The following is a 21,990-nucleotide window of genomic DNA, read 5'->3' as shown; positions in this document are numbered from 1 at the left end:
GCCGGGCATGGCCCGGCGTTTTCATGTCATTGCCAGCCACCGCCCAGCGCGCGGTACAGCTCCACCCGGGCGATGGCGGCCGTGGCCTGGCTGTTGGCCAGCGCCGCCTGGTTGTCCAGCGCGATGCGCTGGGTACTCAGTACATCCAGCATGTCCACCACGCCGGCCTGGTACTGCCGGCGCGCGGCGCCCAGGGCGGTTTCGCTCTGCGCAACGGCCACCTGCAGCTGCGTGCTGCGCTGCTGCTCGGCCGCGTAACCGTCGATGGCATCGTCCACTTCATGCCAGGCCTGCAGCACCGTGCGCTGGAACTGCAGCGCCGACTGCTGCTGTTGCAGGCGGCTCAGCGCCAGGTTGGCCTTCAGGCGCCCGCCTTGGAAGATCGGCAGGCTGATCGACGGCCCGATGCTGAAACGGTGCGCATCCCAGCCGTCCAGGTCATCCAGCTGCTTTGCCTGGAAACCGGCATCGCCATTCAAGGTGATGCGCGGCAGGAAGCTGGCCTTGGCCACGCCGATGTTCGCGGTGGCCGCATGCAACGCCGCTTCGGCGCGGCGGATGTCCGGCCGGCGTTCGGCCAGTTCACTGGGCAGCCCCACCGCCACCGCCGGCAGCACCGGCCAATCGGCACGCACGTCCTGCAGCTGCGCATCCAGTGCCTGCGGTGGCCTGGCCAGCAGGAAGGCCAGTGCGTTGCGCAGCTGCGACTGGCGGTGCCGCAGCGGGGCGATACGTGCCTGCAGCGCGGCCACCTGCGCCGCGGCGCTCGAGACCTGCAGCGTGCTGGCCACGCCCTGGCGCTGGCGCGCCTCGGTCAGGCGCTGGATGTCGGCGGCAATGCCCAGGTTGTCTTCGGTGATGGCCAGCAGCTGCGAGGTCGCGCGCAGCTGCAGGTAGGAGCGCGCGGTTTCGGCCAGCAGCGCGATGCGCACCGCATGCGCGTCCTCCTCGGCCATCTGCACGCGGGCGTCGGCCGCTTCCACCTGGCGGCGCACGCGGCCCCACAGGTCCAACTCCCAGCTCAGGCCGATGCCGGCCTGGAACAGGCCGAAGTCCTCGCGGCCCGCATTGCCGGAGGGATCGCTCAGGCCGACCTCGCTGTTGCGTGCGCGCACACCGCTGGCGCTGGCCGCCACCGAGGGCAGCCGGTCGGCAGCGCTGATGCCACGCGCCGCGCGGCTCTGCTGCACGCGGTTGGCCGCCAGTTGCAGGTCCAGGTTGGACTGCAGCACCTGCTGCGCAAGCTGCCCAAGCAAAGGATCATCGAAGCCTGCCCACCACGCCGCATCGTCGTCGATCGTCGCAGTGGCCACGGCTTCACCCTGCCATTGTGCCGGCAGCTGGGCCTGCGGCCTTACGAAGTCCGGGCCCATCGTGCAGGCCGCCACGGCCAGGCACAGTGCCGCGCTGGCCAGCGTCTTCGCCACCTGATGCGCGCTCATGCGCCCTCCCCGCCCTGCAGGTCCACGCGCGCCTCCACCGACATGCCGGCGCGCAGCTGCTCCGCCAGCGGCTGGCCCGGCTCCAGCACGATCTTCACCGGGATGCGCTGCACCACCTTGGTGAAGTTGCCGGTGGCGTTCTCCGGCGCAACGGCGGCAAAGGTCACGCCGGTGGCCGGGGCGATGCTGTCGATGTGGCCATGCAGCCGCGTGCCGGGAAACACGTCCACCGTCAGCTCCACCGGCTGCCCGGCATGCATGCGGGTCATCTGCGTTTCCTGGAAGTTGGCGACCACGAAGGCGCGCTGCAGCGGCACGACGGCCGCCACTGCCGTGCCCGGCGTGAGGTAAGCACCCACGCGCACCGCACGGCGGCCAACCACGCCATCGATGGGCGCGCGCAGCTCGGTGTGGGAAAGGTCCAGCTCCGCGCGTGCCTGTGCCGCTTCGGCGCGCTGCACGGCGGCCTGCGCCGACTGCACGCCGGCAGCGAGGATGCCGGTGCGCTGGCGGGCGGTGCTCAGTGCGGCCTGGCCCTGCTGCACGTGCGCGCTGGCCACGGCCTGCTTCGACTGCGCCTGCTGCGCGTTCTGCACGGTGCCGGCACCATCGCGGGCCAGTTCGCGGTAGCGCTGCTGGTCGGCGCTGGCCAGGGTCAGCTCGGAGCGGCTGACATCAACGCTGGCCCGGGCCTGCTCGATCAGCGAGCCCTGCTGGGCCAGCGCAGCCTGCGCATTGGCCAGCTGCGCGCGCGCATTGGCCAGATCAGCGCGTGCCGCCTGCAACGCCACCTGGTAGTCGCGGTCGTCGATGCGGGCCAGCACGTCGCCGGCCTTCACCACCTGGTTGTCCTGCACCTCGACGCTGCTGACGAAGCCGGCCACCTTCGGTGCGACCACGGTGAAATCAGCATTGACGTAGGCGTTGTCGGTGCGCTGGTAGCGGCCGTCGCGCAGCAGCAGCCAGCCGCCGATGGCCAGCGCCAGCACGCCCAGCGCAAGGCCGGTATTGAGGGTTGTCTTGTTGAGGCTCATGCGGGGGAGTCCTTGAAAAGTGGGGTCAGGCCACGGCACGTGGCGGATGGACGCGGGTCGCCCACGGCAGCAGCGGCAGGCAGCCCAGGGCCACCAGCGCGACCAGCCAGTACAGGTCGGCCGAGGTCAGCGCCTGTACCTGGGCGTGCAGGCGGGCGGGCAGATCGGCGCTGGCCGGCAGCCACGGCTGGTTGCCGAGGTGGTCCACCAGCGCGGTGGAATGGAGGTGGCGGCGCGACTGCCCGACCGCGTCGAGCACGCCGCCGGCGAACACTGCGGAAAAGCCCTTGACGGTGTTGAACCAGGCCGAGGCATAGGGGCCGTCCTGCGGCGCAAGGCCGGTGGTGGCCAGCAGCAGCAACGGCAGCACCGCCATCGGCTGTGCCACCACCTGCAGCAGTTGCACCCACAGGAAATTGTCGCGGTTCCACTGCACGTCCAGGTGCGCGCCGAGGAAGCAGGCCGCGGCCAGCAGCAACAGCCCTGCCGCCTGCACCCAGCGGCAATCCACCGCACGCTGGTTCATCAGGGTGGCCACCAGCGGCAGCGCAATGACCTGCGGCAGCGCCACCCACAGCAGCATCGGCGCGGTCTGCAGCGGGCGGTAACCCTGCACGCTGGCCAGGTAGCCGGAGGGAATGGAAATGACGGCCAGCAGCACGAACAGCACGCCCACGCAGGTCACCAGCGAATAGCTGAGATTGCGATGGGCCAGCAACTGCAGCTTGAAGAACGGCAGCGGGCGGAACCATTCGTTGATGAAGAACAGCACCAGCAGGCCGCCGCCACCGCCCAGCAGCACCGTGATCAGCGGTGAATCGAACCAGTTCAGGCGCGCGCCCTGGGTCAGGCCCAGCACCAGCATCACCAGCGCGGGCAGCCCCAGGGCCAGGCCCACGCCGTTGAACTGGGCAAAACGCTCCAGCCGCAGTGGGTCCTGCGGCAGGCCCCAGCCGACCATCGCCATGCCAGCCACGCAGAACGGCACGATCTGCCAGAACGCGAACTGCCAGCCCGCGTGCTCGACCCACAGCGCGGCCAGCGGCGTGCCCATGCTTGGGCCGAAGGTGGCGGTCAGTGCATAGCCGGCAAGGCCGTACAGCTTGATGCCCGGCGGCAGGAAGCGCAGCGCCACGCTCATCAGCAGCGGCGGCAGCGCGCCACCGGCCAGGCCCTGCAGCGCGCGCAGCAGCAGGAAGGTCGGCAGGTCCGGTGCCAGCGGGCACAGCACGCCCAGCAGCATGAAGGCGGCAATCATCACCAGGGCGAAGCGGCGCAGCGAGAACGTCACCGCACACCACGGCGCGAATGCCATCGCGCTGACCGACATCGCGCTGTACACGCTGATGATCCAGCTGCCGTCATCGACGCTGAAGCCCATCGCGCCGCGGATGTCGGCCAGCGCGACCTTGGTGATGTTCTCGTTGAAGCCCGACACCAGCACCACCAGCAGCACGCCGCACAGGCCGACCACAATGCGGCGGTCGAAGGCGGGGGCAGAGGGCGCGGCGGAAGCCCGGGGCAAGGCGACCGCGCTCATCGGTGCCGGCCGATCCGTGCAGCGCACGGCAGGTGAAGCGACATGGCGTGCGCTCGGTGACTGTGGGGAGCGCAGTCTAGGCAGGCCCACTGCTGCGGAAAATGGCGTGGGTGCGATGCCACCCGTGCGTGGGACGCACGTATCCGGGCGGATGCCGATTCTGGTAGGTGCCGACCGTTGGTCGGCACACGAGGCTGGTAGGTGCCGACCGTTGGTCGGCACAGGATTCTGGTAGGTGCCGACCGTTGGTCGGCACGCCTTCAGGCTCTACACGGCGTCAGCGTCGCACATCGCCTTGATCGCGCGGCGCAGCCAGCGGTGTGCCGGGTCGTTGTCCATGCGCGGGTGCCAGGCCTGCACCAGGGCAACCGTGCGTACCGATACCGGCAGCGGGAACATGCGCAGCGGCAGCCCCATGTAAGCGATGCGATCGAGCATGACGCTCGGCATCTGCGGCAGCACCAGGTCCGACGCGGCCGCTGCGAAGATCGCGCCATGGAAGGTGGGGATCACCATCGCCACCCGTCGGGCCAGGCCCATCTGCGCCAGCTCATCATCGATCGGACCATGGGCGATGCCCCGCCGCGAGACGGCGATGTGGTCGCAGGCGGCGAAACGCTCGGCGGTGATGTCCCCGTCGAACAACGGATGATCCTCGCGGGCCGCGCCCAGCAGCGCCGTGGTGAACAGGTTCTGCACCTTGGTCTCCGGTGCATGCTTGCCGGCGGTGCTGATGAACAGGTCGATCCGGCCCTGCACCATCGCATCATCGTCGGTATCGCCTTCAGGCATGAAGCGCAGCGTGCAGCGTGGCGCCTGCTGGCGGAACACCTCGCGCAGGCGGCCGCCGTAGCTGCCGATGAACACATCGTTGGCGCGGATGCTGAAGGTGTGCTCCAGGGTCTGGATGTCCACTTCGCGGCCATCATGGAACACCCGGTGCGCCTGCTCGATTACATCGCGCACCTGCTCGCGCAGCTCCAGCGCGCGTGGGGTCGGCGCCAGCCCGCGGCCGGCCCGCACCAGCACCGGATCGCCCAGCGCCTCGCGGATCCGCCCGAGGGTACGGCTCATGGCCGGGGCGCTGAGGTTCATCCGGCGTGCCGCACCGGCGACGCTGCCTTCGTCCAGCAGGACATCCAGGGCGAGCAGCAGGTTCAGGTCAGGCAAGGGCATGGCAGTCTCCAGCAGATGGAATGACTCTACGACACCCTTGGCCAAAGTCGATTGCATCCCATGCAGGTATTGCCTGCGCCGCACGGCATGGGTGCGCGGCGCGGCATGGGCGACCATCACCGCCTGCCAAGGAGCCTCCCCATGTTCACCACCCTGCTGGTCGCCCTCGATGGCGGCCCCCAGCACGACGCCCTGCTGGACCTGGTCACCCACGTTGCCGGGCCGCGCAGCCGCATCCACCTGCTCTGCGTGATCGACCCGGAGTTTGCCCTGCCCACCGATGCCGGCGACGCCGACCGCCGCGAATACCCCGCCGCGGCGCGCCAGCAGGCGAAGGCCGAGGGCCTGCTGCAGGACGCCATCGCACAGCTGCGCGAGCGTGGCATCGATGCCCGCCCGCTGCTGACGGCAGGCGATCCCGCCGAAGTGATCAGCACCCAGGCGCGCGAGCTGGAGGCCGACCTGATCGTGATCGGCCATCGCCACCTGTCACGGCTGCAACGCCTGCTCGACAGCTCGGTGGCGCAGTGGACGCTGGACCACGCGCCGTGCCCGGTGCTGGTGGAGACGCGCGGCGGCTGACATCGCCCACGTTGCCCGCACGGTGCCGGGCCGCTATTGTGGTCCAATCAACCGAGACAAGGAGCTGTCATGCGCAAGACCCTGATCTGTACCGGCCTGCTGCTGGCAATGTGTGCCGGCAGCGCCATCGCCAAGGAAGTGCCGCGCATCGACGCGAGCAGTGATGAAGCGGCCAGCAGCAGCTTCGCGGCCATGATCGATGCCCTGCCTCCTGCCGAACAGGCGGTGCTGGCCGTCGCGATGCTCAAGCTCAACATGCGCGGCGTGAAGAGCGCTTACGATCTCGTCGGCAAACCGGATCCGTCGATCGTGCCCATCAAGGATGATGTGAACGGCATGACCGCTGCGGAGATCATCGCGCTGGCGCGGGATGCAAACGACGTCAAGATTGCCGAGATCACTCTCACGGCCGACTGACACGCCACGCACAGACCCGGCGTCGTTGCCAGGCCTGTCTGACCGCCAGGCCGGCAACGCCTCAGCAGTCGATCACGCCTTCTTCGCCACTCTCATCGTCCAGCACCCGGGCGTGCAGGGTCACCTGGTTGCGGCCGGCACGCTTGGCGGCGTACAGCCCGGCATCGGCGTCGGCCAGCAGCTGGTCGGCGCTGGCCGTGGCCGGCGGGTGCAGGTAAGCCACGCCGATGCTGATGCTGACCGGGCCTTCGGGCAGGCTCAACGCTTCCACTGCCAGGCGCAGCCGCTCGGCCAGCGCCAGTACGCCCGACAGCGGACTGCCCGGCACGATCACCGCGAATTCCTCGCCGCCATAGCGCGCCACGCTGTCGGCCGCGCGCCCCGCGGTGGCCTGCAGCACGGCCGCCACGGCGCGCAGGCATCGGTCGCCGGCCGGGTGGCCGTGCTGGTCGTTGAACGCCTTGAAGTGGTCGATATCCACCAGCAGCAGGGCCAGCTCGGTGCCGCTGCGGCGGGCGCGGTTCCACTCGGCCTGCAGCACCGTGTCGAACTGGCGCCGGTTGGCAACGCCGGTCAGGCCATCCTGCCGCGCCAGCTGGTCCAGCCCGGCCTGGCGTTCCAGCAGATCGATCTGCAGCAGGGTGCTGCGCAGGCTGAAGCCCAGCGTGGCCACTACGAACCCAGCCAGCGCCAGCGGCCGCGCGTGGTCCACCACCAACGTGCCGACCACCAGCAGCAGCAAAGGCAGGATCATCGGCCCACCCGCCTGCACCAGCCGCGACAGCCGCGGGTGCAGCACCACGCCCCGGGCCGGCGCCTGACGCAGTGCAAGCAGGGCCAGCAGCAGGAACGGCATGTCGATCAGCAGATCGTTGTAGGCGCCGAAGGACTGCTCGGCGGTGTAATGGTTGATGTAGAACGCCACCAGCAGGTAGCCCAGCGCGTACAGGGCCAGCGCACGGAAGAACACCCGCCGCTCCGGCACATCGCCGGCCAGCCAGCGCACCACGGCGAAGGCGGCGATGCACAGGTTCTGGATGTCGAACATGTGCTGCATGTTGGCCAGCGCGCGCACGTCGACGTCGATGCGGTCGGCGAAGGACTGCGTGTGCACGAAGAACAGCACCCCCAGCAGGGCGGCCATCAGGCCGTCGATGAGGCTGATGGTCCAGCGCTCGCGCCGGGCCCGGGCGAGGATGAACACCAGCGGCACGCCATACAGCACATACAGCAGCAGGCTCACGCTGGGGGTGATGTTGGCCCGACCGGCGCTGAGCGCATCGAGCATGTTGAAACCCATGCCGCCGGCCCAGAGCAGCAGGGCCAGCGCGGTGGCACGCCACCCCAGCGCCGCCCGGTCACGTTGCGCCCGCCACAGGCAGGCGGCTGCGGCCAGCAAGGGGGCCGCGGTCAGGAAGCCAAACGAACCGCCACCGGCCGTCCTAGGCCAGAACGCCACGACCAACCCGTGGCAAAACAGGTACAGCAGCGCCAGCACTACCGGCATGCACTACCCCCATCCGCAAGGCCGTATGCGCGCACCATACCGCAGCACACGCCTGCTGCGGCGTGATCCGCTTTGGAAAAGGCGGATCCGCCCGGCGACTCCCGCTGGGCAGCCGCGACCTGTAAATGCGAAAATCCCTCCCCATCCCAGCAAGCGCCTCCGCGCCGGCCGCCCCGAGACCCCGTGAAAACTCCTGAAGGACTGCGTGCGCTGATCGACGACGGCGTGATCGATGAAGTGCTTCGCCCGCTCAAGAGCGGCAAGGAAGCGGCCGTGTACGTGGTACGCAGCGGCGACGACGTGCGCTGCGCCAAGGTCTACAAGGACATGGCCCAGCGCAGCTTCCAGCAGCGCGTGCAGTACCAGGAAGGCCGCAAGGTGCGCGGCAGCCGCGAGGCGCGTGCGGTGGGCAAGGCCAGCAAGTACGGCCGCAAGCAGCAGGAAACGGCCTGGAAGAACACCGAGGTGGACGCGCTGTACCTGTTGCGCGATGCCGGCGTGCGTGTGCCCGAGCCGTACGGCTACTTCCACGGCGTGCTGGTGATGGAGCTGGTCACCGATGCCGACGGTTTCTCCGCCGCCCGCCTGGGCGAGGTGGTGCTGGAGCCAGAACAGGCCCGCCAGTTCCACCAGATCCTGGTCCGCCAGGTGGTGCGCATGCTGTGCTGCGGCCTGATCCATGGCGACCTGTCGCCGTACAACGTGCTGGTCGGTCCCGATGGCCCGGTGGTGATCGATTTCCCCCAGGTGGTCAGTGCCGGTGGCAACAACGCCGCGCGCAGCATGCTGCTGCGGGACGTCAACAACCTCACCGCCTACCTGGGCCGTTTCGCCCCCGAACTGCTGGACACTTGGTATGGCGAGGAAATGTGGGCGCTGTTCGAGGCGGGCAACCTGCTGCCGGACAGCGAGCTGACCGGCACCTTCGTGCACGATGAATCCACCATCGACCTGGACAGCGTGCGCCACGCCATCAACGATGCGCGCGAGGAAGCCCTGATCCGCCAGCAGGGCCGTGAAGCAGCGGAAGAAGACGACGACAGGTAGCGCCACGCCATGCGTGGCGGCGGGCCGCCTGCTTCCGTAGAGCCGAGCCAACGCTCGGCTGCTGCTTCCGTAGAGCCGAGCCCACGCTCGGCTGCTCTGCTGCCCAGTCGAGCAAGCTCGACTCTACCGAAGGCCAGCCGAGCATGGGCTCGGCTCTACAACTCAGGCGTGCAGCGCGCGGGCGTGGTGGGCGATGTGCTCGCCGATGAAGCTGGCGATGAAGTAATAGCTGTGGTCATAGCCCGGCTGCAGGCGCAGGGTCAGCGGGTGGCCGACGGCCTCGCAGGCCTGCTGCAGGCGTTCGGGCTGCAACTGGTTCTGCAGGAACTCATCCGCATCGCTCTGGTCGACCAGCAGCGGCAGGCGCTCGCTGGCATCGGCCACCAGCGCGGTGGCATCCCACTGCGCCCAGTCGGCCGGGTTGTTGCCCAGGTAGGCGGTGAAGGCCTTCTGGCCCCACGGCACCTGGCTGGGCGCGACGATCGGCGAGAACGCCGACACGCTGCGGTAGCGCCCCGGGTTGCGCAGCGCCAGCACCAGCGCACCATGCCCACCCATCGAATGGCCGCTGATCGCGCGCGCATCGCTGGCCGGGAAGTTCGCTTCGATCAGCGCCGGCAGCTCCTGCACCACATAGTCGTGCATGCGGTAGTGCTTCGCCCAGGGCTGTTCGGTGGCGTTGAGGTAGAAACCGGCGCCCTTGCCCAGGTCATAGCCATCGGCATCGGCCACGTCATCGCCGCGCGGGCTGGTGTCCGGCGCCACCAGGATGACGCCATGCTCAGCGGCGTAGCGTTGCGCGCCGGCCTTGGTGATGACGTTCTGCTCGGTGCAGGTCAGCCCGCTCAGCCAGTACAGCACCGGCAGCGTCTGCGTGGCGGCCTGCGGCGGCAGGTACACGGCGAACTGCATGTCGCAGCCCAGGGTGGTCGAGTGATGGCGGTAGACGTCCTGCCAGCCGCCAAAACAGGCGCGGTGTTCGATGCGTTCCATGGAGTGCTCCCAGCGGCGGCAGGCACGCGGCCTGCCGCCTGGCGTGATTCAGAAGTGGACGACCGAGCGGATCGACTTGCCTTCATGCATCAGGTCGAAGGCTTCGTTGATCTTGTCCAGGTCCATGGTGTGGGTCACGAACGGGGCCAGCTCGATATCGCCCTTCATCGCGTCTTCCACCATGCCCGGCAGCTGGCTGCGGCCCTTCACGCCGCCGAAGGCGGTGCCCATCCACTTGCGGCCGGTGACCAGCTGGAACGGACGGGTGGAGATCTCCTGGCCGGCACCGGCCACGCCGATCACCACGCTCTGGCCCCAGCCACGGTGCGCGCATTCCAGCGCCGCACGCATCACGCTGGTGTTGCCGATGCACTCGAAGCTGTGGTCCACGCCCCAGGCGGTCATTTCAACGATGACCTGCTGGATCGGCTTGTCGAAGTCCTTCGGGTTGATGCAGTCGGTGGCGCCGAATTCACGGGCCAGCTCGAACTTGGACGGGTTGGTGTCCACGGCGATGATGCGGCCGGCCTTGGCCTGGCGCGCACCCTGGATGACCGCCAGGCCGATGCCGCCGAGACCGAACACGGCCACGCTGTCGCCTTCCTGCACCTTGGCGGTGTTGTGCACCGCACCGATGCCGGTGGTGACGCCGCAGCCGAGCAGGCAGACGTGTTCCGGGTTCGCGTCCGGGTTGATCTTGGCCAGCGAGACTTCGGCCACCACGGTGTACTCGCTGAAGGTCGAGCAGCCCATGTAGTGGTAGATCGGCTCGCCGTTGTAGCTGAAGCGGCTGGTGCCGTCGGGCATCACGCCCTTGCCCTGGGTGGCGCGCACCGACACGCACAGGTTGGTCTTGCCGCTCTTGCAGAACAGGCATTCGCCGCACTCGGCGGTGTACAGCGGAATCACGTGGTCGCCCGGCTTGACGCTGGTCACGCCCTCGCCCACTTCCACCACGATGCCGGCGCCTTCATGGCCCAGCACCACCGGGAACAGGCCTTCCGGGTCATCGCCGGACAGGGTGAACGCATCGGTGTGGCAGACACCGGTGTGGGTGATCTTGACCAGCACTTCGCCAGCCTTCGGCGGGGCGACGTCGATCTCGACGATCTGCAGCGGCTGGCCGGGACCAAAGGCGACGGCGGCACGGGATTTCATGGCGGACTCTCCAAAGACAGGCAGTAACAGGATGGGCGGCGCTATGTTGCGCCGTTGTTTATTTCAGGTACGAGCGGATCAGCCCGCTCATCTCGCGCACGCGTTCGGCGCGTTGTTCGTCGGAAGTGGCTGGCTGGCCGAATTCCTCGCGCAGGTGGGCTTCCATCACCTCGGACATCAGCCCGTTGACCGCGCCACGGATGGCGGCGATCTGCTGCAGCACCGGCCCGCAGTCGGCGCCCGCCTCCAGCGCGCGGTCCAGCGCATCGCACTGGCCGCGGATGCGGCGCACGCGGGCCAGGACCTTCTTCTTCTCTTCGGGGGAATGCGGCATGGCGGCCACCTGCGGAACTATACTGGGGGATAGTATACATACCCAGCCGGTCCTGCACACGGCAGGACCTTTCGCAGCCAAGAACATTAGCGAATCATAAATAGATTCAGATGTTACTCTGCCCGCCAGCAACAAGAAGCCCGCAGAGCTCGATCGCATGGCGGTTACCGGCTCGCGCATCTACCACGCAGGCGGCCACTGCATTACGGCGCCTTCTGGACCTTTGTGGCGTCGTTATCGAAGGTCAGCACGCGGGTGCTGATCTCGCCCTCGGTGGCGTCCTTGCGGCTCAGCTCAAGCCGCCCCTGGCTGCCCTGTGCGATCAGGCTGGCCGCAAAACTGCCCTCGTTGGACAAAGCAGTGATCAACGCCGTTCCGTCGGCGGCAACCCTCATGCCGGCACGGTCGCGCACCTTGTAGCCCACGCCCACCGGCGCATCCAGCGCCATCACCGCACTGCCATCTGCCATGGTGCCAATGCCACCGCGCTCATCCCCCTTTGCGTCATAGATCGTCATGCCGGTCGCGCGCGAGTTGCGGCCGATGTTACTGGCGTCCTCGGCAATCTGCACCCGCGTGCGCCCCTCGCTGTCGAGCACTGTCAACTTGTAGGTCCGAAGCTCCTTCGCCACGCCCGCATCGGGCGTCGCCATGCTGGTGCCGACCAACGCCAGCGACGCACCCAGTACGAACATCGACACCGCTAGCAAATGCCCACGACGTGCCCGGCGCTCCAGGCGATCCAGCCGCACCTCGAATTCATGTCTTTCCATGCTGTCCTCCTTGTCGGTTGCACGCACCCGGCCCGTGGCTCATCGCTGTTCCAGCGTGGCCCTGCGCGCTGTGGCTGGCTGCACAGCACCCGGGGGTTGATCGGATTCTGGAAGACGCCCCTGCGCCCATCAACATGGCGAAAGTCCCCATGCCCTCCGTCCGGGCGCCGTGCCTACCAGTGCCCGCATCAGGTCTCCAGCCTTTCCAGCCGATCAGGGAAACAGCGTCTATCGGCTGGCCTCTCGATGCCACCGGCCCATCTCGCCGGGTCGTTTGCTGATCGAACGCAGCGCCCGCCGTGGCGAGACGACATTGCACCGGCCATCGACAGCTTGGCGGCCTACTTCGTCACCGCCCCATGGGCGCAACCTGATTGCGCTCCTGACTGAGGTACTTCAAGCGCTACAGGACGGCGAATATACGTCCGCGCGGATCGTGAACTAGTGATGCCGTGTGCTCAATCGAACCGACCTTCTTCCGCCAGCCGGGTCAGCTCATCCACCACGTAGCGCACCTTCGGCCGCAGGTGGCGGGTGGGTGGCCACAGCGCGTGGATCTCGATGTGCCGCTGCATGCAGTCGTCCAACACCGACTGCAGCGCGCCGGACTGCAGGTGCCGCCGCACCAGCGAGACCGGCATCTGGCAGATGCCGAGCCCGGCAATGGCACCGTCGATCACCGCGTCGCCATCGTTGAGCTGGTGGGTGGCCGAGGGAATGAAGGTGCAGCCCTCCCCGTCCGGGCCGATCCGCCATGCCATCGGCTGGCCATGGCGGTAGCCGACGATGCTGCGGTGCTGGCGCAGCTCGTCCACGTTGCGCGGCACGCCGTGCGCCTGCAGGTAGGACGGCGCCGCACAGGTGACCAGGCGCTGGCTGCCCAGCCGGCGCGCCACCAGGTGCTCGGCCTGCTGCAGGCCGCCAAAGCGGATCAGCAGATCGATGCCCTCCTCGATCGGGTCGACGAAGTGGTCGGTGAAGGTCACCGTCAGCTGCAGGTCCGGGTACTGCTGGCAGAGCTTGAGCAGCACCGGCATCACCACCAGGCGGCCGAACGACGAGGGCATGTCGATGCGCAGGCGCCCGCTGGGCAGGTGCGCGGCCGAGCCCAGGCAGGCCTCGGCGGCGGAGATCTCATCCAGCGCGGCTGCGCACGAGGCGTAGTAGGCCTCGCCGTCGGTGGTCAGCGAGATGCGCCGGGTGGTGCGATGGAACAGGCGGACGCCCAGCCGCGCCTCCAGCCGCGCGATGGCCTTGCCCACCGCCGAGCGCGAGATGCCCAGCGCCTCGGCCGCTTCGGTGAAGGTGCTGGCACGGGCCGTGGTGACGAAGGTCACCAGTCCGTTCAGGGATTCCACGGGCAGCATCTGCAGCCTCCATTGGGGACATAATGTCCCGCCAAATGGGAAATCGAAGCTCTTTATGTGCCTCGATGTCAACTCCATCCTGTGTGCATGGCGCCGCGGGCGCCCTCCCCCACACCGAGATGACCGAGATGACCGACCTGCTGTTCCGCCCCTTCGACCTGGCGGGAACCCCGCTGCACAACCGCATCGCAATGGCGCCGATGACCCGCGCGCGCAACCCCGGCGCCGTGGCCAACGCGCTGACCGCCGAGTATTACCAGCAGCGCGCCAGTGCCGGCCTGATCATCAGTGAAGGCACGCCGGTGTCGCCGCAGGGCCAGGGCTACGTCGATGTGCCCGGCATCTGGTCGGACGCACAGGTGGCGGGCTGGAAGCTGGTGACCGACGCCGTGCACGCGGCGCAGGGCACCATTTTCGCCCAGCTGTGGCACGTCGGCCGCATGTCGCACAGTTCGCTGCAGCCCGACGGCGGCCAGCCGGTCAGCGCCGGTACGCGTGCGGTGGGCAGCGATCCGAGGTACTTCGCGTTCGTGTACCTGGACGATGGCAGCCGCGGCCGCGTCGACCCGACCCCGCCGCGCGCCCTGCGCACCGAGGAAGTGCCGGGCATCGTCAGCGACTTCGTGCGCGGCGCGGAGAATGCCATCGCCGCCGGCTTCGATGGCATCGAACTGCATGCTGCCAATGGCTACCTGTTCGAGCAGTTCCTCAACCCGCTCACCAACGATCGGCAGGATCTGTACGGCGGGTCGCTGCGCAACCGCGCACGGCTGATCCTGGACACCGTGGATGCGATGGCCGCGCGCATCGGCGCGCACCGCGTCGGCGTGCGCCTGGCGCCGAACAGCCAGGTCTTCGACATGCCGGCCTATGCAGAAAACGAGGCCAGCTACCTGTACCTGGCCGAAGAACTGGGCAAGCGTGGGCTGGCCTACGTGCATCTGAATGACAACTACCTGCATGGCGAGCGCGCCATCGGCGAGGCGTTCCTGAAGGCCTTCAAGCAGGCCTACGGCGGCACGGTGCTGCTGGCCGGCGGCATGACCCGTGAGTACGCGCTGCGCCTGGTCGATGAAGGCACCATCGATATCGCCGCCTTCGGCCAGCCCTTCATTTCCAACCCGGACCTGGTCGCGCGGCTGCAGCAGGACATCGCACTGGCCACCCCCGATCGCGATACCTACTACGGCGGCGGCCGCGAAGGGTATCTGGATTACCCGGTCGCGGGCTGACCGGGCATGGGGTCAGAGCCGCGCCAGGCGCGGATCTGACCCCATGCCTTCAAGCGTCCTCGCGCACGTAGGCGAACGACTCGTCCAGCCGCGGGAAGCCGATCACCTGCTGTACCAGCGCCTGCACGTCGTCATCGGTGATATCGCCTTCAGCAATTTCGCCCTCGCGCGCGAACAGCGCCGCCACTGCCGCGTACTGGTCGGCGCGCAGAACCGGCTGGTGGTTCTGCAACCAGCGCTGCAGGTTCACGGCCAGCTCGCCATGCGACAGCAGCGAGTACGGCCGCTCATATTCGGCCACCGCTTCAACCATCTTGCGGAACACGAAGTCCTGGTAGTTGGCGGCCAGAACATCGGCACGATCATCGTCATGCCACACCAGCACGACCGGCGGCTCGTCAAAGCCGGGGGCATTGGTCCAGAAGCAGTAGCTGTCACCTGCCCCGGTGCGTGCGAACGGCAGCAGCTGCAGGTCCGCGCGCAGGGGATTGTAGTGATCCTCGGCCGTGAGCTCCTGCCACGCCTCCAGCAGCTCGTCGTGCTCCAGCGGCTCGTATTCCTGCGCATACAGCAGCACCGGCGGGTCGTCCTGCAGCGTGGGGAACACCGTTTCGGACCACTGCGGATGGCTGCCACCCCAGCTCAACCGACCTGCGTCATGCAGCTGCTGGAACAGCGGCGGGAATGCCTGGCCGGTCGCCTGTTCGATGTCGGTCAATCTGCTCATGGATGTCCTTTTCATGGGGAGCCACCTACCTTGCCTGAATTCACCCGGCAGATGAACCCGCAGCCTGCTCCAGCAGGTCTAGACTGCGTGCAACCGGCCTCCGCAGACCCCTGCCATGGACTCCCCCGCCCGCACCTTCATCGTCAACATCGATGTGCCCGACCTGGCCGCTGCCGAAGCGTTCTACGTTGCAGCGTTCGGCCTGCATGCCGGCCGCCGCCTGGGGGCGGGCGCGCTGGAACTGCTCGGCGGCCCCACCCCGCTGTACCTGCTGCAGAGCGACGAGGGCAGCGTGGCTACCGATGAGGGCGACGTGCGCGATTTCGAGCGGCACTGGACGCCAGTGCACCTGGATTGGGTGGTGGAAGACATCAACGTCGCGCTGTCACGCGCGGTGGCTGCAGGCGCGGTGATCGAACTGCCGGTGAGCGAGCGTCGCTGGGGACGGCTGGCGGTGCTGGCCGATCCGTTCGGGCATGGGTTCTGCCTGATCCAGTTCGTCGGGTTGGGGTATGACGCGTTGGTGGAATGATCGGGGCCTGCCATCCACGCATGGCGTGGATCTACTGCATCACCGCAGGGCGTGGATGCGCGCACCCAGTAGATCCACGCCATGCGCGGATGCGCGTGCGCCAGTAGATCCACGCCATGCGTGGATGCGCGCACCCGGTAGATCCACGCCATGCGTGGATGCCGTCGCATCACTCCCGCAGCATGTCCACGAACGCACGCAGCGCCGACGCCATCTGCCGCTGCTTCGGGTAATACAGCACGAAGCCGGGAAACGGTTCGCTCCAGTCCTGCAGCACCGCCACCATCGTCCCGGCCTCGAGGTGCGGGCGCGCGGCATCTTCCAGCACGTAGGCCAGGCCGAACCCATCGAGCACCGCGCGGATGATGGTGGTCTGCTCGCTCAGCGTCAGCCGCCCGCGCACATCGATTTCCAGCGACTGCCCATCACGGTCGAACTGCCACTTGTACAGGTGCCCGCTGGCGAAGCGGAAGCGGATGCATTCGTGCTGCAGCAGGTCGCGCGGATGCTGCGGCGCCGGGTGCTGGCGCAGGTACTCAGGCGAGGCCACGATCATGCCGTGCAGCGCCCGCCCCAACGGCACCGCCACCATGTCCTCGGGCACGAACTCGTGCAGGCGCACGCCGGCATCAAAACCTTCGGCCACGATGTCCACCAGCCCGTCGTTCTCGGTCAACTCCAGGCGCACGTCCGGGTGCGCGCGCAGGAAGCGGGTCAGCCGCGGGCCAAGCTGGTTCGGCACCGCCGAGCGGGCCGCGTTGATGCGCAGCAGGCCGGTCGGGCTGTCCCTGAACTGGTTCATTTCTTCCAGCGCGTCATGCACCTGGCCCAGCGCCGGCTGCAGCCGGTCCAGCAGGCGCTGCCCAGCCTCGGTCAGGGCCACGCTGCGGGTGGTGCGGTGGAACAGGCCCACGCCCAGCCGCTCTTCCAGCGCGCGGATCGCATAGCTCACCGCCGAGGTCGACAGGGTCAGCTCGCCGCCGGCCTTGCGGAAGCTGCGATGGCGCGCCACCGCGGCGAAGGCGGCCAGGTGCGAAAGATTGTCAGTGGCCATGATTGTGCAGTCTGCCTTGATGAATCATGCCGATATCCGGGCTTTGTAGGCCGTTATGAGGGGCGTATTGTAAAGCGCCTTTCGACAAACCCCGCCAAGGATTCCCCATGTCCCTCGCCCATGGTTATGCGGTACGCACCAACACCGCCCCGCTTGAGCCCTTCACCTTCGAACGCCGCGCCGTTGGCGCCAACGACATCCGCATCGAAGTGCTGTACAGCGGCATCTGCCATTCCGACCTGCACCAGGCCCGCGACGATTGGGGCGGCGCCGAATACCCGATGGTGCCCGGCCACGAGATCATCGGCCGCGTGGTCGAAGTCGGCCCGTCCGTCACCACCCTGAAGGTCGGCGATTTCGCCGGCGTTGGCTGCATGGTCGATTCCTGCCGCCATTGCGATGCCTGCGACCACGACCTGGAGCAGTACTGCGAAAAGGGCCCGACCTACACCTACAACAGCCACGACCGCAACACCGGCGAGCTGACCATGGGCGGCTACTCCGACCACATCGTGGTCGAGCAGCGCTTCGTGGTAAAGGTGTCCGAGAAGCTGGACCTGAAGGCGGCCGCACCGCTGCTGTGCGCCGGCATCACCACCTACTCGCCGCTGCGCCACTGGAAGGTCGGCCCGGGCCAGAAGGTGGGCGTGATCGGCCTGGGTGGCCTCGGCCACATGGGCGTGAAGTTCGCCAAGGCGATGGGCGCCACCGTGGTGATGATCACCACCACCCCGGAAAAGGGTGCCGACGCCAAGCGCCTGGGCGCCGACGAAGTACTGGTCTCGCGCGACGCCGAGCAGATGAAGGCCCACGCCAACAGCTTCGACTTCCTGCTCAACACGGTGCCGGTCAGCCACGACACCAACCCGTACATGAGCCTGCTCAAGCGCGATGCCACCATGTGCCTGGTCGGCGTCATCACCGAGCTGGACCCGCCGCTGATGGGCGGCACGGTCATCTTCGGCCGCAAGCACGTCACCGGCTCTGCGATCGGCGGCATGGCCGAAACCCAGGAAATGATGGACTTCTGTGCCGAGCACGGCATCGTCAGCGATGTTGAAGTGATCAACATCAAGGACGTGAACCAGGCCTGGGAGCGCATGGCGAAGAACGATGTGCGCTACCGCTTCGTGATCGACATGGCCACCATCAAGGCCTGATCGCCGCAGTCATGGAACGAAAAAACCCCGGCAATGCCGGGGTTTTTTCATGGCGCACAGCCGGCTGACACGGTCAGGCCAGTCAAATCAACCGACACGATGCGGAATGCATTTCATGAAGACGTCAACGGGCTGTTGCTCAGCCTGCTCCGCCAGCGCCCGCAGAAAGTCCGCATAGGACCCTATGGCGGGCAGATCCCTGTAGTCCGATCCAGCCCAGAGCACGAACCCGATGTTCATCTCGAACGCACGCTTCACCAGCCGGGCGATACGCGAGCCTTCCACATCCGAGTTGGATCTGATGCGCAGGTAGACGTCGTTGATCAGATCACTGGCATCCCCGGCAACTGCGGCGCAACTGACTACCTGTTCCGCCCCAGGGAAGTAGAGGTCGGCAACCCCAACCAGGAAGTCACTGTTCCGCGCTGACGCCATTTCATCCCGCCCTGTTCCCTCTGCGGCAGGATTCTGCTCGAACAAGATGAACTGGCTCATGGCAAGGGCCGGTAGCGCCGGGCCATGCCCGGCGGCCACGCAACGCGATCAATAGGCAAACTCGCGGAACACCGGGTCCACGTCGCCATGCCAGCGGCCATGGAACAGCGCCAGCTTGCGCTCGGCCGGGGTCAGGCCCGACTCGACGATTTCCTGCAGCACGTCCAGGAACTTGCTTTCGTCCTGGCCATCGGCATTGCGCGCGGCGCGGCGCTTGAGGCCTTCCACGGAAATCTTCACCGCTTCACGGGCCAGGTCGCGCACGGTGCCGTTGCGGAACGGCAGGCCCATGGCATGCTTCGGCACACCGTCGCGCAGCGCGTGGCGCTCGGCCAGGCTGAAATCACGCACCAGGTCCCAGGCAGCATCCAGCGCGGTGTCGTCGTACAGCAGGCCCACCCAGAACGCCGGCAGCGCACACAGCCGGCTCCACGGGCCACCGTCGGCACCGCGCATTTCCAGGTACTTCTTCAGGCGCACTTCCGGGAAGGCGGTGGTCATGTGGTCCGACCAGTCGCGCAGCGTCGGCAGCGCACCGGGCAGCACCGGCAGCTTGCCCTGCATGAAATCACGGAAGCTCTGCCCGCTGGCGTCGTGGTAGATGCCATCGCGGTAGGAGAAGTACATCGGCACGTCGAGCAGGTAATCGACATAGCGCTCGTAGCCAAAGCCATCCTCGAACACGAAGTCGAGCATGCCGGTGCGGTCGGCGTCGGTGTCGGTCCAGATGTGCGAGCGGTAGCTCAGGTAGCCGTTCGGCTTGCCTTCGGTGAACGGCGAATCGGCGAACAGCGCGGTGGCGATCGGCTGCAGCGCCAGCGACACGCGGAACTTCTTCACCATGTCCGCTTCGGTGGCGTAATCCAGGTTCACCTGCACAGTGGACGTGCGGGTCATCATGTCCAGGCCCAGCGAACCGACCTTGGGCATGTACGAACGCATGATCTTGTAGCGGCCCTTGGGCATCCACGGCATTTCATCGCGGCGCCACTTCGGCTGGAAGCCCATGCCGAGGAAGCCCAGCTGCAGTTCGCCGGCCACCTGTGCCACTTCATTCAAGTGGGTGCCGGTTTCCACGCAGGTCTGGTGGATGGTCTCCAGCGCCGCGCCGGACAGTTCCAGCTGGCCGGCCGGCTCCAGCGTCACCGAGGCGTTGTCACGCAGCAGTGCGATGGTGTTGCCGTTCTCCTGCACCGGCTCCCAGCCGAAGCGGGTCAGGCCGTTGAGCAGGGCTTCGATGCCACGCTCGCCTTCGAAGGTCGGCGGGCGCAGGTCGTCCAGGCGGAACCCGAACTTCTCGTGCTCGGTACCGATGCGCCACTGCGCACGGGGCTTTTCGCCGGAGGCAAGCACCTCGACCAGCTCCGAGCGGTCGGTAATGGGCGTATCGGCGACGTGGCTGGGGCTCGACAAGGGGAGGACTCGCTGGACAGTGGCAGGGGATGTGGGGCTGGGGGCCTTCCATCGCAAGGGCGCACTATAGCGTGGTGGCCCTTCGCAGCATGCGACGGTGACGGGTTTCAGCATCCTACCGACGACCTCTTGACCCCCGTACACTCAGGCCATGAGCCGCCATTCACGACACCCGGAACTGCACCGCGCCGATCGCGTGGGCTGGCTGCGCGCGGCCGTACTGGGAGCCAATGACGGCATCGTCTCGGTGGCCGGCCTGGTGGTGGGCGTGGCCGCCAGCGGTGCCTCGGCCAGCACGATCCTGGCCACCGGCGTGGCCGGCACCGTTGCCGGTGCCATGTCGATGGCCGCCGGCGAATACGTGTCGGTGCAGACCCAGGCCGACACCGAAGCGGCCGACCTGGCCGTGGAAATGCGCGAACTGCACGAAGACCCGCACAGCGAACTGGACGAGCTGACCGCGATCTACCGCCATCGGGGCCTGGAGCCGACACTGGCCCGGCAGGTGGCCGAACAGCTGACCGCACATGACGCGCTGGGCGCGCACGCGCGCGACGAACTCGGCATTACCGACACCCTGCGCGCGCGCCCGCTGCAGGCCGCCCTCGCCTCGGCCGGTGCCTTCACCTGCGGCGCCGCGCTGCCGGTGCTGACCGCCCTGTTCTCCAGCGCGGCGCAGGTCACCGTGGCTACCACTGCCAGCACCCTGCTCGGCCTGTGCCTGACCGGCGCGATGGCCGCCCGTGCCGGTGGTGCGCCGCCGGTGCGCGGTGCCGTGCGGGTGATGTTCTGGGGCGCGCTGGCGATGGCCGCCGCCGCCGGCATTGGCAGACTGCTGGGAGCCCACCTGTCATGACCGCGATGCTGCCACCGGCCGTCGCCCTGCTGGCGGAGATGGCCAGCCTGGCCGGCTGCGACCGCGCCGAAGGCTATGCCTGCATCACCGCGCGCCGCGAACACGGCGCCAGCTCGGTGGACATTCCGCAACCGCATTTCGTCATCCTGCTGGAAGGCAGCAAGCAGGTACGCACGGCGCACCAGTCGCTGACCGCACACGCCGGCGACATGCTGTTGTTCACCCAGCGCTGCCGGATCGATGTGGTCAACACGCCCGATGCGGGCACCGGCCGTTACCTCAGTGCCATCGTGCCGTTGTGTGCGGAAGTGCTGGGCGCGGCGCGCACGTTGTGGAGCGAAGCGTTGCCGGCCGCTGGCGATGCGATCGCGCAGCCACGCCTGGACGACCACGGCACGGTGCTGCGGCGCTGGCGCCAGGCGCTGCAGGATGGGCACTACAGCGACGCACGGCTGGCCCTGGCCGAGCTGGTACTGGCGTGGTGCCGGCAGGGCCACGGCAACCTGCTGCTGCCGCAGGCACCGAGCCTGGGCGAACAGATCCGCGACCGCATCGCGGCCGAGCCAGCGCGGGACTGGCAGTCGCGCGACGTTGAAGACCAGTTCGCGCTGAGCGGCGCGACCCTGCGCCGTCGCCTGGCGGCCGAGCGCACCAGCCTGCGGCAGTTGCTGACCGAAGCGCGGCTGGCACATGGCATGACGCTGCTGTACACGACGGACCTGCCACTGAAGACGGTGGCCGCACGCGCGGGGTATCGATCGGCGGCGAGTTTCAGCAAGCGCTTCGCCGAGCGGTACGGGTTGGCTCCGACAGACATCTAGGGTGGGGTTGTCTGGCAGGGCTTGCAGCCCTGCACCTGCTACAGGCCAAAGCAACGTCAACGTCAAAAGCCGGAGCGGCATTCCGTGGGATGGCGGGGCGGTGTGGGTGGTCAGGACACGCCGTAAACCCATCCATGGCGCCAACGGTCCTGCCCACCCACACCGCCCCACCTCTGACAGTTTCCGCGCGCTGTTGGTGGGTGCCGACCGTTGGTCGGCACATCTGTCAGATATCGAATGAATCATCCACGCATGGCGTGGATCTACTGCCACAGGCGGTTGGTAGGTGTCGACCTTGGTCGAAACATCTGTCAGACATCGAATGAATCA

22 protein-coding genes are annotated in these 21,990 nt (G+C 67.8%); 8 read left to right on the top strand and 14 right to left on the bottom strand.

Going from position 1 to position 21,990, the window contains the following annotated elements:
- Window positions 1-26 precede the first annotated feature (26 nt).
- From QMZ26_RS12060 to QMZ26_RS12045, 4 genes are all read right to left on the bottom strand, one after another.
- Entirely contained in the window at window positions 27-1,442 is a 1,416-nt protein-coding gene (locus tag QMZ26_RS12060) for an efflux transporter outer membrane subunit (RefSeq protein WP_283221582.1), read from the bottom strand.
- The gene (locus QMZ26_RS12055; protein ID WP_283221581.1) at window positions 1,439-2,476 is read right to left on the bottom strand and encodes an HlyD family secretion protein; all 1,038 of its coding nucleotides are present in this window, start codon (window positions 2,474-2,476) and stop codon (window positions 1,439-1,441) included. The genes QMZ26_RS12060 and QMZ26_RS12055 overlap by 4 nt, the downstream gene beginning before the upstream one ends.
- A gap of 25 nt (window positions 2,477-2,501) precedes the next feature.
- A complete protein-coding gene (locus tag QMZ26_RS12050; protein ID WP_345782672.1) occupies window positions 2,502-4,016 on the bottom strand; it encodes an MFS transporter in 1,515 nt (504 codons plus the stop codon).
- A gap of 267 nt (window positions 4,017-4,283) precedes the next feature.
- A complete protein-coding gene (locus QMZ26_RS12045) occupies window positions 4,284-5,192 on the bottom strand; it encodes a LysR family transcriptional regulator (protein ID WP_079223289.1) in 909 nt (302 codons plus the stop codon).
- A gap of 141 nt (window positions 5,193-5,333) precedes the next feature.
- Between QMZ26_RS12045 and QMZ26_RS12040 the strand changes: the two genes are divergently transcribed.
- Window positions 5,334-5,774, top strand: coding sequence for a universal stress protein (locus QMZ26_RS12040; RefSeq protein WP_283221579.1), 441 nt, complete (start codon window positions 5,334-5,336; stop codon window positions 5,772-5,774).
- A 69-nt stretch (window positions 5,775-5,843) separates the two neighbouring features.
- Window positions 5,844-6,191: a hypothetical protein gene (locus QMZ26_RS12035; RefSeq protein ID WP_200732106.1), complete on the top strand. Its 348-nt coding sequence runs from the start codon at window positions 5,844-5,846 to the stop codon at window positions 6,189-6,191.
- A gap of 61 nt (window positions 6,192-6,252) precedes the next feature.
- Here the strand turns inward: QMZ26_RS12035 and QMZ26_RS12030 are convergent, their stop codons facing one another.
- Complete coding sequence (locus tag QMZ26_RS12030) at window positions 6,253-7,698, bottom strand: GGDEF domain-containing protein (RefSeq protein WP_283221578.1); 1,446 nt, start codon at window positions 7,696-7,698, stop codon at window positions 6,253-6,255.
- Window positions 7,699-7,881: 183 nt separating this feature from the next.
- Between QMZ26_RS12030 and QMZ26_RS12025 the strand changes: the two genes are divergently transcribed.
- Window positions 7,882-8,745, top strand: coding sequence for a PA4780 family RIO1-like protein kinase (locus QMZ26_RS12025; protein ID WP_283221577.1), 864 nt, complete (start codon window positions 7,882-7,884; stop codon window positions 8,743-8,745).
- A gap of 162 nt (window positions 8,746-8,907) precedes the next feature.
- On the opposite strand, the gene fghA is transcribed toward QMZ26_RS12025, so the two are convergent.
- The 5 genes from fghA to QMZ26_RS12000 form a co-directional block, all read right to left on the bottom strand.
- Window positions 8,908-9,738 (bottom strand): S-formylglutathione hydrolase, encoded by an 831-nt coding sequence (gene fghA / locus QMZ26_RS12020; protein WP_283221576.1) that lies wholly within the window; start codon window positions 9,736-9,738, stop codon window positions 8,908-8,910.
- Window positions 9,739-9,786: 48 nt separating this feature from the next.
- Window positions 9,787-10,896, bottom strand: coding sequence for an S-(hydroxymethyl)glutathione dehydrogenase/class III alcohol dehydrogenase (locus QMZ26_RS12015; RefSeq protein WP_283221575.1), 1,110 nt, complete (start codon window positions 10,894-10,896; stop codon window positions 9,787-9,789).
- A 58-nt stretch (window positions 10,897-10,954) separates the two neighbouring features.
- Window positions 10,955-11,230: a metal/formaldehyde-sensitive transcriptional repressor gene (locus QMZ26_RS12010; RefSeq protein WP_079223297.1), complete on the bottom strand. Its 276-nt coding sequence runs from the start codon at window positions 11,228-11,230 to the stop codon at window positions 10,955-10,957.
- Between the two features lie 203 nt (window positions 11,231-11,433).
- Window positions 11,434-12,003, bottom strand: a complete 570-nt coding sequence (locus tag QMZ26_RS12005) for a hypothetical protein (protein WP_200732101.1) — start codon at window positions 12,001-12,003, stop codon at window positions 11,434-11,436.
- A 458-nt stretch (window positions 12,004-12,461) separates the two neighbouring features.
- Window positions 12,462-13,370, bottom strand: a complete 909-nt coding sequence (locus QMZ26_RS12000) for a LysR family transcriptional regulator (protein ID WP_283221574.1) — start codon at window positions 13,368-13,370, stop codon at window positions 12,462-12,464.
- 128 nt (window positions 13,371-13,498) lie between these two features.
- Here QMZ26_RS12000 and QMZ26_RS11995 point away from each other — a divergent pair, with 128 nt between their 5' ends.
- Window positions 13,499-14,602 (top strand): alkene reductase, encoded by a 1,104-nt coding sequence (locus tag QMZ26_RS11995; RefSeq protein ID WP_283221573.1) that lies wholly within the window; start codon window positions 13,499-13,501, stop codon window positions 14,600-14,602.
- Between the two features lie 49 nt (window positions 14,603-14,651).
- Here the strand turns inward: QMZ26_RS11995 and QMZ26_RS11990 are convergent, their stop codons facing one another.
- Window positions 14,652-15,329, bottom strand: a complete 678-nt coding sequence (locus QMZ26_RS11990; RefSeq protein WP_283221572.1) for an SMI1/KNR4 family protein — start codon at window positions 15,327-15,329, stop codon at window positions 14,652-14,654.
- Between the two features lie 115 nt (window positions 15,330-15,444).
- Between QMZ26_RS11990 and QMZ26_RS11985 the strand changes: the two genes are divergently transcribed.
- Window positions 15,445-15,861 (top strand): VOC family protein, encoded by a 417-nt coding sequence (locus QMZ26_RS11985; protein ID WP_283221571.1) that lies wholly within the window; start codon window positions 15,445-15,447, stop codon window positions 15,859-15,861.
- 169 nt (window positions 15,862-16,030) lie between these two features.
- On the opposite strand, the gene QMZ26_RS11980 is transcribed toward QMZ26_RS11985, so the two are convergent.
- A complete protein-coding gene (locus QMZ26_RS11980; RefSeq protein ID WP_283221570.1) occupies window positions 16,031-16,915 on the bottom strand; it encodes a LysR family transcriptional regulator in 885 nt (294 codons plus the stop codon).
- 107 nt (window positions 16,916-17,022) lie between these two features.
- Here QMZ26_RS11980 and QMZ26_RS11975 point away from each other — a divergent pair, with 107 nt between their 5' ends.
- On the top strand, window positions 17,023-18,075 hold the full coding sequence (locus tag QMZ26_RS11975; protein WP_108769985.1) for an NAD(P)-dependent alcohol dehydrogenase: 1,053 nt from the start codon (window positions 17,023-17,025) through the stop codon (window positions 18,073-18,075).
- A gap of 87 nt (window positions 18,076-18,162) precedes the next feature.
- On the opposite strand, the gene QMZ26_RS11970 is transcribed toward QMZ26_RS11975, so the two are convergent.
- Together QMZ26_RS11970 and QMZ26_RS11965 are read right to left on the bottom strand one after the other, a co-directional pair.
- A complete protein-coding gene (locus QMZ26_RS11970) occupies window positions 18,163-18,570 on the bottom strand; it encodes a hypothetical protein (RefSeq protein ID WP_283221569.1) in 408 nt (135 codons plus the stop codon).
- Between the two features lie 48 nt (window positions 18,571-18,618).
- Complete coding sequence (locus tag QMZ26_RS11965) at window positions 18,619-19,983, bottom strand: glutamate--cysteine ligase (RefSeq protein WP_108747357.1); 1,365 nt, start codon at window positions 19,981-19,983, stop codon at window positions 18,619-18,621.
- Between the two features lie 151 nt (window positions 19,984-20,134).
- Here QMZ26_RS11965 and QMZ26_RS11960 point away from each other — a divergent pair, with 151 nt between their 5' ends.
- On the top strand, window positions 20,135-20,839 hold the full coding sequence (locus QMZ26_RS11960; protein WP_079223312.1) for a VIT family protein: 705 nt from the start codon (window positions 20,135-20,137) through the stop codon (window positions 20,837-20,839).
- Window positions 20,836-21,660 carry a helix-turn-helix transcriptional regulator gene (locus tag QMZ26_RS11955; RefSeq protein ID WP_283221568.1) on the top strand — a complete coding sequence of 275 codons (825 nt, stop codon included), beginning with the start codon at window positions 20,836-20,838 and terminating at the stop codon, window positions 21,658-21,660. Before QMZ26_RS11960 ends, QMZ26_RS11955 begins: the two co-directional genes overlap by 4 nt.
- Window positions 21,661-21,990 lie beyond the last annotated feature (330 nt).

The organism is Stenotrophomonas sp. PFBMAA-4, from assembly GCF_030053215.1.
Classification (GTDB): domain Bacteria; phylum Pseudomonadota; class Gammaproteobacteria; order Xanthomonadales; family Xanthomonadaceae; genus Stenotrophomonas.
Note: the sequence above shows the minus strand (reverse complement) of the source record. Positions and strands in the feature narration are given on the sequence as shown.

What these genes read in the sequence shown, in the direction of transcription:
- QMZ26_RS12050 (WP_345782672.1), bottom strand. Translation starts at nt 4,016, where the DNA reads ATGAGCGCGGTCGCCTTGCCCCGGGCTTCCGCCGCGCCCTCTGCCCCC.
- QMZ26_RS12000 (WP_283221574.1), bottom strand. Translation starts at nt 13,370, where the DNA reads ATGCTGCCCGTGGAATCCCTGAACGGACTGGTGACCTTCGTCACCACG.
- QMZ26_RS11980 (WP_283221570.1), bottom strand. Translation starts at nt 16,915, where the DNA reads ATGGCCACTGACAATCTTTCGCACCTGGCCGCCTTCGCCGCGGTGGCG.
- QMZ26_RS12055 (WP_283221581.1), bottom strand. Translation starts at nt 2,476, where the DNA reads ATGAGCCTCAACAAGACAACCCTCAATACCGGCCTTGCGCTGGGCGTG.
- fghA (WP_283221576.1), bottom strand. Translation starts at nt 9,738, where the DNA reads ATGGAACGCATCGAACACCGCGCCTGTTTTGGCGGCTGGCAGGACGTC.
- QMZ26_RS12030 (WP_283221578.1), bottom strand. Translation starts at nt 7,698, where the DNA reads ATGCCGGTAGTGCTGGCGCTGCTGTACCTGTTTTGCCACGGGTTGGTC.
- QMZ26_RS12015 (WP_283221575.1), bottom strand. Translation starts at nt 10,896, where the DNA reads ATGAAATCCCGTGCCGCCGTCGCCTTTGGTCCCGGCCAGCCGCTGCAG.
- QMZ26_RS12005 (WP_200732101.1), bottom strand. Translation starts at nt 12,003, where the DNA reads ATGGAAAGACATGAATTCGAGGTGCGGCTGGATCGCCTGGAGCGCCGG.
- QMZ26_RS11995 (WP_283221573.1), top strand. Translation starts at nt 13,499, where the DNA reads ATGACCGACCTGCTGTTCCGCCCCTTCGACCTGGCGGGAACCCCGCTG.
- QMZ26_RS11960 (WP_079223312.1), top strand. Translation starts at nt 20,135, where the DNA reads ATGAGCCGCCATTCACGACACCCGGAACTGCACCGCGCCGATCGCGTG.
- QMZ26_RS11970 (WP_283221569.1), bottom strand. Translation starts at nt 18,570, where the DNA reads ATGAGCCAGTTCATCTTGTTCGAGCAGAATCCTGCCGCAGAGGGAACA.
- QMZ26_RS11955 (WP_283221568.1), top strand. Translation starts at nt 20,836, where the DNA reads ATGACCGCGATGCTGCCACCGGCCGTCGCCCTGCTGGCGGAGATGGCC.
- QMZ26_RS12010 (WP_079223297.1), bottom strand. Translation starts at nt 11,230, where the DNA reads ATGCCGCATTCCCCCGAAGAGAAGAAGAAGGTCCTGGCCCGCGTGCGC.
- QMZ26_RS12045 (WP_079223289.1), bottom strand. Translation starts at nt 5,192, where the DNA reads ATGCCCTTGCCTGACCTGAACCTGCTGCTCGCCCTGGATGTCCTGCTG.
- QMZ26_RS11985 (WP_283221571.1), top strand. Translation starts at nt 15,445, where the DNA reads ATGGACTCCCCCGCCCGCACCTTCATCGTCAACATCGATGTGCCCGAC.
- QMZ26_RS11975 (WP_108769985.1), top strand. Translation starts at nt 17,023, where the DNA reads ATGTCCCTCGCCCATGGTTATGCGGTACGCACCAACACCGCCCCGCTT.
- QMZ26_RS12040 (WP_283221579.1), top strand. Translation starts at nt 5,334, where the DNA reads ATGTTCACCACCCTGCTGGTCGCCCTCGATGGCGGCCCCCAGCACGAC.
- QMZ26_RS12035 (WP_200732106.1), top strand. Translation starts at nt 5,844, where the DNA reads ATGCGCAAGACCCTGATCTGTACCGGCCTGCTGCTGGCAATGTGTGCC.
- QMZ26_RS12060 (WP_283221582.1), bottom strand. Translation starts at nt 1,442, where the DNA reads ATGAGCGCGCATCAGGTGGCGAAGACGCTGGCCAGCGCGGCACTGTGC.
- QMZ26_RS11990 (WP_283221572.1), bottom strand. Translation starts at nt 15,329, where the DNA reads ATGAGCAGATTGACCGACATCGAACAGGCGACCGGCCAGGCATTCCCG.